The sequence below is a fragment of the Micromonospora sp. NPDC050495 genome, assembly GCF_040655175.1.
Taxonomy (GTDB): Bacteria; Actinomycetota; Actinomycetes; order Mycobacteriales; family Micromonosporaceae; genus Micromonospora.
Window position 1 is genome coordinate 45,977 of sequence record NZ_JBFAJK010000026.1, and the last position, 10,717, is coordinate 56,693.

The following is a 10,717-nucleotide window of genomic DNA, read 5'->3' on the forward strand; positions in this document are numbered from 1 at the left end:
CGTGTCCCACGCATGCTGTTCCCCCGCCCGCCGCCCGCACGACGACGAGGCACCCGCACCGGTCGTGCCGGTGCGGGTCGTCGACCGGCAGCAGGCCGCGCGCGGCACCGTGCTGATCTCGGCCGGCCCGTTCCGGATGGGAAGCGACGACCCCGACGTCTTCCCCGACGACGGCGAGGGACCCGTGCGCGAGGTGTCGGTCGCGGCGTTCCGGATCGACGCGAAGGCGGTCACCAACGCGCAGTTCGCCACGTTCGTCAAGGCCACCGGCTACCAGACCGACGCCGAACGGTTCGGTTGGTCCTACGTGTTCCACCTGTTCGTCCGGGGCGAGGCGGCGCACCGGGTGCTCGACGGCCAGGTGCCCGGCGCGCCGTGGTGGCTCCCGGTGGAGGCGGCGTCCTGGCGCGCGCCCGAGGGACCGGGCTCGGACGTGTCCCGGCGGGCGAACCACCCGGTGGTGCACGTGTCCTGGAACGACGCGACCGCCTACGCCGCGTGGGCCGGCAAGCGCCTGCCGACCGAGGCCGAATGGGAGAAGGCCGCCCGGGGCGGCCTCGACCAGGCCCGCCTCCCGTGGGGCGACGAACTCACCCCGCGCGGCCAGCACCGCTGCAACATCTGGCAGGGCGACTTCCCACGACGGAACACCGGCGAGGACGGCCACCTCGGCACCGCGCCGGTGGGCGCGTACCGGCCCAACGGCCACGGCCTCTACAACACCAGCGGCAACGTCTGGGAGTGGTGTGCCGACTGGTTCAGCACCGACTGGCACGCCGAGCCCTCGCCGGCGACCCGGATCGACCCGGTGGGCCCGTCAGCCGGCATGACCCGGGTCATGCGTGGCGGCTCGTACCTCTGCCACGAGTCCTACTGCAACCGCTACCGGGTGTCGGCGCGTACCTCGTCCACGCCGGACAGCACGACCGGTCACGCCGGCTTCCGGTGCGCGGTGGACGCCTGAGCCGCTCCGGGGGCGGGAAACCGAGGCGACCCACCCGGACGCCGGGCGGCGGCGCGGGGAGTCAGCGGGCCCGGTCCGGCTCCGGTGACGGTTGCCACTCCCGCCTGATCAGCCCGTAGACCCACGAGTCGGAGACCTCGCCGTTCACCACGCAGTCCTCCCGCAGCGTCCCTTCCCGCACGAACCCGACCTTCTCCAGCACCCGGGCCGAGGCCACGTTGCGGGTGTCGGCCTCCGCCTGGACGCGGTTGAGGTCCAGCGTGTCGAAGGCCCACCGCAGCAACGCGTGCGCGGCCTCCGTCGCGTACCCCCGGCCCCACGCCGCCTGCCGGTAGCAGTAGCCCAGCGTCGCGCTGCGGTGTTCCGGATTCCACCGGACCAGGCCGCACCAGCCGAGGAAGGTCTGGTCCGCGGCGCGGTCCACGGCCACCCGGGCCCCAGTGCCCTCGGCGGCCAGTTGCCGGCAGGCCGCGATGAACCGCTCGGCCCGCTCGGGTTCGCGCCATGGCGGCGCGTCCCAGTAGCGCAACACGTGGGGGTCGCGGTGCAGCGCGAAGGGGTCGTCGGCATCCGCGTCGCCGAAGGGGCGCAGCCGGAGCCGAGCGGTGTGCAGGGTGGGAGTGGGCAGCGCCATGGGCGTCATGATCCCGCCCCGGCCTTTGGCCGATCAACCGGGTTCGAGCACGTCGTCGGTCACCCCCGCCGCGGATTCCAGGACGGGCCCGACACGCGGCGGCGGGGCGAGCGCGGACCCGCCCCCGTGGCCGCGGTGGACCGTCGCGCGAAACGGAATGTCCCGAAGCGACGCGGAATTGTCTTTTGGCGGGCTGCCGCCCCTTAAGGCCGGATGAATGCTTTAAAGAAAATCGTTATGCGTCGTTGACGCTGATGGTCTTGATCGATAAGAAGTAGACCATCCGGGCGAGGTCCGGCCACACGGGGAGAGGCATCTATGAGATGTCGGTTGGCAATGCTCTGCGCCCTTTTACTGCTCACGGGAATGGTTTTTGCGCCCCCGGCGTCGGCCGCGCCCCCGCCGTCTCCCACCTCCACCGCGCCGGCCCGGGTGGCACCCCAGGCCGTGGTGCCGACGGCGAGCACGGCCGGCAAGGTGATGGTGGTCGGGGACTCCATCTCGCACGGCAGCAGCGGGGACTGGACCTGGCGCTACCGGCTGTACAAGCATCTGGTCGCCAACAACGTGACCGTGGACCTGGTCGGGCCCAAGACCGGCCTGGAGAACATGATGACGCCGGAGTCCGGCGACGAGGACCACACCTACGCCGACCCGGCCTTCGACCAGGACCACGAGGCGACCTGGGGTCAGCCCCTGGACACCGAGGTGGGGGTGATCCGGGACCGGGTCACCACCTACCGGCCCGATTACCTGCTGGTGCTGCTGGGCATCAACGACCTGGTCTGGCTGTCGCACACGCCGGCCCAGGTCGAGGCGAACCTGCGGACCTTCATCGCCAACGCGCGGCTCGGCAACCCCAACGTCAAGCTGGTCTTCAGCAAGCTCCTGCCGACGCAGCGCGCCGCGGACGAGACCGCCTTCGCGGCGAAGGTGTCGGACGTGAACCAGCGGCTGGTGACCGTCGCCGCCCAGTTGACCACCACCGCCTCACCCGTGGTGGTGGCCGATCCCACCGGTGAGTTCGTGCCCGGCGAACACACCTGGGACGGCGTACACCCGAACGCCCGCGGTGAGCTGCGGATCGCCGCCGCCTTCGCCGACGTCCTCGCCAGCCGCTTCGCGGTGGGTGCCAGTTACCCGCGCCCGTATCAGGAACCGCCCCTGGGACCGCAGCAGGCGCCGGTCGCGTCGGTCGTCTCCACCGGGGCCGGCAAGGCGGACCTGTCCTGGACCCCGTCGGTGGGGGCGAACCAGTACTGGGTCTGGACCCAGGACGACGTGCTCAATGCCGAGTGGACGAAGCTGCCCATCCCGCTGACCGCCGACTACAACCCCTGGCACATGACGGACCTGGTGCCGGGCGCGACGTACAAGTGGAAGGTGCAGGCGGCCAAGGGCAACGACGCCGGGGCGACCTCCAACGAGGTGACCCTCACCGTGCCGGGGACGCCACCGGCCGCGCCCACCGCGCCGAGCGCCGCGCCGGGGAACCGCTCGGCCACCCTGAGCTGGACCGCCGCGCCGAACGCCAGCGGCTATCTGATCCACATGCGCAACCTCACCCTCGGCGAGACGACCTTCACCCAGCTGCCCTACCCGGTGGCGGCGTCGCCGTGGGTCGCCGAAGGGCTCATCAACGGCGCCCGGTACGAGTTCAAAATCCAGTCCCTCAACGGCAGGATCGCGGGCGGGACCTCCAGCGCGGTGGCGGTGACCCCCACCGGACCCGCGCCGGCCGGGGTGACCGACCTGCGGGTCACCAACGGCAACGGCGAGGCGAGCCTCCAGTGGACCGAGGTGGCGAACGCCACCGGGTACTACATCCACCAGCGCAACGTCACCGCCGGGGAGACCTCCTTCACCCGGCTGCCGTGGCCGGTGCCCGGCCCGCAGTGGACGGCCGAGGACCTGGTCAACGGGGCGACCTACGAATTCAAGCTCCAGTCTGCGAACGGGCTCATCGACGGTGGCCTGTCGAACGTGGTCACGGCGCGTCCGACGATCGCGGCGCCCGCCGCCCCCACCGGCCTCAGCGCCACCGCCGGCAACGGCACGGCGACGCTGCGCTGGACCGCCGCCGCGAACGCGACCGGCTACCTGGTGCACATGCGCAACGTGACCGCCGGCGAGAGCGACTTCACCGAGTTGCCGTTCCCGGTCTCCGGCACCCAGTGGCTCGCCGACCTGCTGGTCAACGGCGCGACGTACGAGTTCAAGTTGCAGTCGGTCAACGGGCTGGTCAAGGGCGGCTTCTCCAGCACCGTGTCGGTGCGCCCGACGGTGGCGCCACCCGCGGGCCCGACCAACCTGAGCGTCAGCAACGGAAACCGCGAGGTGACGCTGAGTTGGACGGCCGCGACGAACGCCACCGGCTACATCGTCTACATGCGCAACGTCAGCGCCGGGGAGAGCAGCTTCACCCGGCTGCCCTTCGCGGTGTCGGGAACGAGGTGGACCGCCGAACTGCTGACCAACGGCGCGACGTACGAGTTCAAGTTGCAGTCGGAGAGCGGGTTGATCGCCGGCGGCTACTCCGCGACGGTCACCGCGCGGCCGACCGGCCCGGCGCCACCGGCACCCACCAACCTGGTCGCCAAGGCGGGCGACCGGGAGGCGGTGCTCACCTGGAGCATGCCCGCCAACGCCACCTGCGTATACGTGTACACGCGGAACGTGACCGCGGGCGAGAGCTTCGCCAAGCTGCCGATCGCGATCTGTGACGACTCCTGGACGGCCGGCTCGCTGATCAATGGCGCGACCTACGAGTTCAAGCTCCAGGCGTACGACGGACTGATCGCCGGCGGCACCACGGCGGCGGTCTCGGTACGGCCGACCGCGCCGCCGCCCGCCGGACCGGAGACGCTCACCGTGACCGGCGGCGACCACAAGGCCACCCTGCAGTGGACCGGCGCCTCCGGCGCGACCGGCTACTACATCTGGGTCCGGGAGATCACCTTCGGCAAGTCGTGGGAGCGGCTGCCGTACGCCATCGGCTACCGCTACTTCGTGGCCAACAACCTGGTCAACGGGGCCACCTACGAGTTCAAGGTGCAGTCGGTCGACGGCTACATCGCCGGCGGCTACTCCAACACCGTCGCGGTGGTGCCACTGGGCCCGACGCCGCAGGTCGGCACGCTCTCGGTGACCCCGAAGCTCGGCGAGGCGTCCCTGTCCTGGGGCCGCTCCGGCACCGCGACGGGCTACTACATCTGGATGCGCGACGTCACCGCCGGCCAGGCGTTCAGCCAGTTGGAGTTCGCGGTCTCCGGGCCGACCTTCCAGGCCAAGTTCCTGGTTCCCGGCGACCGGTACGAGTTCAAGGTCCAGGCCGTGAACGGCCTGCAACGGGGGGCGTACTCCAACACCGTCGGGGTGACCATCCTGTTGCCGGCGGCGCCCACCGGCCTGACGGCCAGCCAGGGCGGGGCCTACGAGGCGAAGCTCAAGTGGAACGCGGTGCCGGGCGCGGACGGCTACATCATCTACCACGGCGTCAGCAGCCGGCCGGACGAGGACGCGGCGATGACTCCGCTGCCGTTCCCGGTGACCGGGACCAGCTTCACCATGGAGTACCTGGTCGACAAGGGGATCCACCACTTCCAGGTGGCGGCGACGAAGTACGGCCGCACGGGTTCCCGCTCGAGCGAGGCGTTGATGTCGCCGTTGATGACGAATCCCCTGTTCTTCCAGGCCCAGTACCGCTACTTCCAGGGCTCGGTCCTGTCCAAGGACCGGCGGTCGGTCTACGGTGCGCCGGCCGCGCCGAGCAACGGCATCCTGGTGGCCCGCGCCTACATCGGCGACAAGTTCCCGTACAACCCGATCAGCGACGGCCGGGTCAACCCCGACTACCGCCCGTACGCCAGCGCCCGGATCCACGTGGCCTGGGCGTCGGACGGCAGCCCCGGGAACCGGTACGGCAGGTTCGGCGTCCTCGCCCAGGGCAGCTGTGTCTTCAGTGCCTGCGTCGACGCGTTGCCGGTGGTCAACTCCTCCTCGCCGGCGGACGACCTCGACACGGTGAGCCTGAACTACTTCTGGTACAGCGGCACCGGCAGTGCCCTGACCTTCAACTGGAAGGCGAGCAACTCCCAGACGAACAGCATCTGGCCACTCAGCGCCCACATCGACACCCGGGTCGACCTGCAGGGCGTCAGCGCGGCGCGGCTCACCACCGACCACTTCCCGTCCTACGAGGTGATCCACTACCCGAAGCTGACCGCCAACGGCGTCGAGGACTGGCGGACCCTGGTCACCTGCGGGCAGTACCAGATCGACGGCCTGTACGACAGCCCGGGGGAGCGACGCACATGCTCCTGACGTACCGGAAGGCCGCCGCCCTGCTGGCCGGGCTCCTGCTGCTGGCCGGGTGCGACGACGGGGGCCCCGATCGGGTCACGCCGCGCCCGAGCCCGCACGGGACGGTGCCGGGCGCGCCGGGCAGCATGAGTTCCCCGGCGGCGTTCACCGAGGCGGACGTGGTCTTCGTCGACGGGCTGCTGGCCCGGCGCAGGCAGGCGGTGGCGATGGCCACCGCCATGCGGGACCAGGCCCGTGATCGGGAGGTCGCCGGCCTGGCGTCCGGGGTGGTGACGGTCTATCCCGGGGAGATCGAGCGGGCCACCGCCCTGCTGAGCGGCTGGGGCCGCCGCCCGTCCGGTCCGGCCGGATCGGCGTCGGCCTGGCCGAACGCCCCGGCCGGTGCCGAGCTGGACCTGCGGTTCGTCTCGTCGCTGCTGGAGAACCAGCGGGCGGTGCAGCGGCTGGCCTCGACCCGGCTGGCCGCGGCCGGTTCGGGCCCGGTGACCCAGTTGGCGACGACGACCGCCGGCGGCGCCACCGCGCAGATCGCCGGCCTGGAGGCCACGCTGCGGCGGCTGAACGGAGCGGCCGGTTAGCTCGCGGTGATCGGCGGCCGGCCGGGGACGACCCGGCCGGCCGCCGAGCGGTCAGCGCCGGCCGGCCCGATCCGCGCCCGCGTCACCCGCGCGGGCCGCGTCGCCAGATCCGGGCGGCGCGGCCCGCGTCGCCCAGGTCACCGGCAGCTCGGCCAGGCCGAAGGTCACCGCGTTCGGGCGCCAGGGCACCTCGCCCGCCGGTACGGCACACCGCAGGTCGGGCAGGCGGCGGGCCAGCTCCACCAGGGCGATCCGCAGCTCGGCCCGGGCGAGCGGCTGCCCGATGCACTGGTGGACGCCGAACCCGAAGGCGAGGTGTTGGTGGACGTCCGCGCGCCCGGGGTCGAGCCGGTCGCCGTCCGGGAAGACGGCGGGGTCGCGGTTGGCCAGCGGCAGCATCGCCACCACCCCCTCGCCCGCCCGGATCCGCTGGCCGCCGATCTCGATGTCCTCGAGCGCCAGTCGGGGCAGGCCGGCGCGCACCACGGTCAGGTAGCGCAGCAGCTCCTCCACCAGGTCCGGCGCCCGCTCCGGGTCGTCGCGCAGCGCCGCCAGGTGCTCCGGATGCTCGAGCAGCGCGAGCACCGAGAGCCCGATCATGTTGGCGGTGGTCTCGTGGCCGGCGATGAGCAGCAGCATGCCGATGCCCAGCAGCTCCTCCACGCCCAGCTCCCCGGGGACGACATGGTCGACCGTCAGCCGGCTCAGCAGGTCGTCACCGGGCTCGACGCGCTTGGCCTGGATCAGCTCGAACATCAGGGCGCCGAGGTCGGCGAGGGCCGCGTTGATCTCCGCCGGTCCGGAGGCCCGGTCCATGATGGCCAGGCTCTGCCGCTGGAACCGCTCGTGTTCGGCATAGGGCACGCCGAGCAGGTGGCAGATGGTCATCGAGGTGACCGGCAAGGCGAACGAGCTGATCAGGTCGGCCGGTGGCCCGGCCGCCCGCATCCGTTCCAGCGCGTCCACCACGGTCTGCTCGATCAGCGGCTCGATCCGCCGGATGTTGCGGAGCATGAACTCCGGCAGCAGCATCTTGCGCAGCCGGCTGTGCTCCACGCCGTCCAGGTAGATGAACGCCCCCGCAGCGCTCTCCTGCTCGGGCGGGATCGGGTTGAGCACCGGAAAGCCGGGACGGTACGGGTTGGAACTCAGTCCGGGCGCCCGCAGCAGCGCCCGGACGTCGGCGTGGCGGGTGACCAGCCAGGCCCAGCCGCCGAAGGGCAGCCGCACCCTGGTCACCGGCCCGTCCAGGCGGGCCAGGTCGGGCTCGCCGACCGGGATGAACGGCTGGGCCCGGGGGCTCAGGAAGGGAAACGCCGGAAGTTCGGCGACGTCGACATCGGACATGGCAACACCTCGACAGACGTTCGAGCGAACGGGTCCGTCAACCTATCGGCGATGCGTCGACTTCGCTGTCCTTCATGGCCTTTCACGTCATTCGCCCCGGATTCGGACAGTTGGCGGAGTACGGCGTCGGTCGGCCGGCGTCACGGGGGCGTCCAGCGCCGGGGCGATGATCGCCATGGCCCGCTCCGTCAGGTCCGCCAGCCGATCCTTCTCGTCCCCCGCCTGCCAGCGCTGCAGTACGGCGTCGATCGCGGTCAGGGTCATCCCGGCGGCCAAGGTGGGGTAGAGGTCGCTCTCCGGATCCAGCCCCAGGCGGGTCGCCAGCTCGGCGGCGAGCCCGACGCGCCACTGCGTCTGGCGCTCCAGGTAACGCGCCCGCAGGGCGGGGGTCTGCATGATCAGCCGGACCACCGGGAGGGCCCGGTCGGAGTGATCCGCGCAGGCCGCGACCGGCACCCAGGCGGCGTGGCGCAGTGCCACGGACGGCGGCTCGTCCACCGGGCGGGCCGCGAGCGCCTCGACGATGGCGGCGCCCATCCCCGCCAGGAACTGGACGACCACGTCCTCCTTGGAGGCGAAGTAGCGGAAGAAGGTCCGCCGCGAGACGCCCGCGGCGGCCACGATGTCGTCGACCGTGACGGCGTGGAAGCCGCGCTGCGCCAGGAGTTGTAGTGCGGCCTCGACCAGCTCGTCGGTCACGAACTGGCGCTTCCGCTCGGCCATGCTCATCGCTGGGGTGCCCTCACGCCCCGATGATACGCGATGCCAGACCTGGCACTCACGGGCACCTTGACACTGAGTGCCACGACTGCCATAGTGCCCGGTATGCCGCGCCAACGCTGGACAGCCGAGCAGATTCCCGACCTTGACGGCAGGGTCTTCGTGGTGACCGGAGCCAACAGTGGCCTCGGGCTCGCCACCACCCGCGCACTCGCCGCGCACGGCGGACAGGTCGTCCTCGCCGTCCGGGACGAGGAGAAGGGCCGGCGCGCGGCCGCCGAGGTCACCGCCGGCACGCCCGGCGCCACCGTGCGGGTGCACGGCGTCGACCTCACCGACCTCGACTCGGTCCGGAGCTTCGCCAAGCGGCTGCACGACGAGCACGGCCGGGTGGACGTGCTGATCAACAACGCCGGCGTGATGGCGCCACCGCGGACCCTGACCCCCGCCGGGCACGAGGTGCAGTTCGCCGCCAACCACCTCGGGCACTTCGCCCTCACCGGCCTCCTGCTCGACCTGCTCACCGTCGGCCGGGACCCGCGGGTCGTCACGGTCACCTCCACCAACCACCGCCAGGGGCGCATGCGCTTCGACGACCTGACCGGCGAGCGCGGTTACTCGGCGATGGGCTTCTACAACATGTCGAAGCTCGCCAACGCCATCTTCGGCTGGGAGCTGCACCGCCGACTGACCGACGCGGGCAGCCCCGTACGCAGCATCCTGGCCCATCCCGGCTACACCGCGACCAACCTCCAGACGGCGGCCACCACCGGGATGTGGAAGCTGCTGCTCGGCCGGCTCGGCAACCCGATGCTCGCCCAGCCCGTGGAGCGCGGCGCCTGGCCGCAGCTCTACGCGGCGACCGATCCGGGTGCCCAGGCCGGCCAGCTCATCGGCCCGGACGGGATCGCCGAGCTGCGCGGCCACCCCAGGCCGGTGAAGCTCGCCGCCGCCGCGACCGACCCGGCGAACGGCCGCCGGCTGTGGGAGCTGTCCGAGCAGGCGACCGGGGTGCGGTTCGCCTTCGCGGCCGCGGTCTGACCCGTACCGTGCCGGCCCGGCGCGCGCCGCGACGGTCCTCCGGGTACGGCCTGGTCGGCCCCGCACCGTCGACACCAGTCGTCACCTTCCCCGCAGCGCTCCGGCGCCTACCCCGGCGGGTCGAGCCGGCCGCGGCGCCGATCGGACGACCGGCACCGCGGACCAGCCGGCAGGGTGCCGCGTCGACCGCCACTCCACCCGTCCAGACGTACGTCCGCCCGGCGCGTGGTCGCTCAGTCCATGACCTCCTGCAACGCCGGATTGGTGAACAACGCCAACTCGGCGGCGCGGGCACCGGCCTGGAAACGGGAGTTCGCGCGGATCCCCCGCATGATCTCGGCGACGTGGCGACGGTAGGTACGCACCGAGATGCCCAACTTGCGGGCGGCCACCTCGTCCTTGTCGCCGGCGACCAGGCTGGCCAGGATCGAGCGCGCGGGTTGACCCCGGAGCTTCTCCCGGATCTGGCGAAGCTCCGCGATCGGAACCCCGTAGCTCCAGGTGACGCCGAACATCGCGCGGAGGACGTGCACGAGCGGGTCGATCGAGACGAGCAGCGTCCCGTCCGGCTCCTCGTCGCGGCGCGGGATGCGCAGCGCCGCCTCCCGGCCGTCCGCGATCAGCAGGTCCTGGCTCGGCATCTCACAGGTCCGGTAGCTGGCCTGTTCGCCCAGCTCGCGCATGGTCCCGGCGGTCGTACCGACGAGGTGCGGCGGCACCAGGGCCTTGACGTCGACACCCCGCTGATCCGCCTCCTGTAGTAGTTGGAGGGTCCGGCGCCGGCGCTCGGCGGAGGCATCGCGGGTCGAGTGGACGTAGAGGACCTCCCGCCGGGCCGTGGCGATCATGTCGCCGATCGCGGAGTGGAAGACCGCGTCGTCGCCGGGCAGGTGTCGGACCCCCCGGCTGGCGCGCCGGCGGCTCAGCATGGCCCGCCCGATCAACTCCTGCGCCTGGTGCAGGCTCGTCTCGACGTCGTCATCGTCGTCGGAACGCCCGCGTGCGCCATTTCTGTCTGCCACGACGGTTGCGAAATCACCAGGTTCCTGGCGACGCAAATCACTGACATCTGGCCTCTTCATCAAATCTCCCCGAAGATCGATCAAGGCA

Annotated in this window: 8 protein-coding genes; 4 read left to right on the top strand and 4 right to left on the bottom strand. The window is 71.9% G+C overall.

What is annotated here, in order from left to right; all coding sequences use genetic code 11:
- Nucleotide 1: 1 nt before the first annotated feature.
- On the top strand, nucleotides 2–964 hold the full coding sequence (locus tag AB0I11_RS22940) for a formylglycine-generating enzyme family protein (RefSeq protein WP_357323950.1): 963 nt from the start codon (nucleotides 2–4) through the stop codon (nucleotides 962–964).
- A gap of 61 nt (nucleotides 965–1,025) precedes the next feature.
- Here AB0I11_RS22940 and AB0I11_RS22945 read toward each other — a convergent pair whose 3' ends face one another.
- Entirely contained in the window at nucleotides 1,026–1,598 is a 573-nt protein-coding gene (locus AB0I11_RS22945) for a GNAT family N-acetyltransferase (protein WP_357323953.1), read from the bottom strand.
- A 432-nt stretch (nucleotides 1,599–2,030) separates the two neighbouring features.
- Between AB0I11_RS22945 and AB0I11_RS22950 the strand changes: the two genes are divergently transcribed.
- The gene (locus tag AB0I11_RS22950; RefSeq protein WP_357323956.1) at nucleotides 2,031–5,921 is read left to right on the top strand and encodes a GDSL-type esterase/lipase family protein; all 3,891 of its coding nucleotides are present in this window, start codon (nucleotides 2,031–2,033) and stop codon (nucleotides 5,919–5,921) included.
- Complete coding sequence (locus AB0I11_RS22955; protein ID WP_357323959.1) at nucleotides 5,912–6,499, top strand: DUF305 domain-containing protein; 588 nt, start codon at nucleotides 5,912–5,914, stop codon at nucleotides 6,497–6,499. Before AB0I11_RS22950 ends, AB0I11_RS22955 begins: the two co-directional genes overlap by 10 nt.
- Before the next feature lie 51 nt (nucleotides 6,500–6,550).
- Here AB0I11_RS22955 and AB0I11_RS22960 read toward each other — a convergent pair whose 3' ends face one another.
- Together AB0I11_RS22960 and AB0I11_RS22965 are read right to left on the bottom strand one after the other, a co-directional pair.
- A complete protein-coding gene (locus tag AB0I11_RS22960; RefSeq protein ID WP_357323962.1) occupies nucleotides 6,551–7,846 on the bottom strand; it encodes a cytochrome P450 in 1,296 nt (431 codons plus the stop codon).
- An 87-nt stretch (nucleotides 7,847–7,933) separates the two neighbouring features.
- Nucleotides 7,934–8,569, bottom strand: coding sequence for a TetR family transcriptional regulator (locus tag AB0I11_RS22965; protein ID WP_357323965.1), 636 nt, complete (start codon nucleotides 8,567–8,569; stop codon nucleotides 7,934–7,936).
- A 102-nt stretch (nucleotides 8,570–8,671) separates the two neighbouring features.
- On the opposite strand from AB0I11_RS22965, the gene AB0I11_RS22970 reads away from it, so the two are divergent.
- Nucleotides 8,672–9,607 (top strand): oxidoreductase, encoded by a 936-nt coding sequence (locus AB0I11_RS22970; protein ID WP_357323968.1) that lies wholly within the window; start codon nucleotides 8,672–8,674, stop codon nucleotides 9,605–9,607.
- A gap of 233 nt (nucleotides 9,608–9,840) precedes the next feature.
- Here AB0I11_RS22970 and AB0I11_RS22975 read toward each other — a convergent pair whose 3' ends face one another.
- The gene (locus tag AB0I11_RS22975; protein ID WP_357323971.1) at nucleotides 9,841–10,629 is read right to left on the bottom strand and encodes a hypothetical protein; all 789 of its coding nucleotides are present in this window, start codon (nucleotides 10,627–10,629) and stop codon (nucleotides 9,841–9,843) included.
- Nucleotides 10,630–10,717 lie beyond the last annotated feature (88 nt).

Coding starts and splice junctions, on each gene's coding strand:
- AB0I11_RS22945 (WP_357323953.1), bottom strand. CDS start 1,598: ATGGCGCTGCCCACTCCCACCCTGCACACCGCTCGGCTCCGGCTGCGC.
- AB0I11_RS22955 (WP_357323959.1), top strand. CDS start 5,912: ATGCTCCTGACGTACCGGAAGGCCGCCGCCCTGCTGGCCGGGCTCCTG.
- AB0I11_RS22960 (WP_357323962.1), bottom strand. CDS start 7,846: ATGTCCGATGTCGACGTCGCCGAACTTCCGGCGTTTCCCTTCCTGAGC.
- AB0I11_RS22965 (WP_357323965.1), bottom strand. CDS start 8,569: ATGGCCGAGCGGAAGCGCCAGTTCGTGACCGACGAGCTGGTCGAGGCC.
- AB0I11_RS22970 (WP_357323968.1), top strand. CDS start 8,672: ATGCCGCGCCAACGCTGGACAGCCGAGCAGATTCCCGACCTTGACGGC.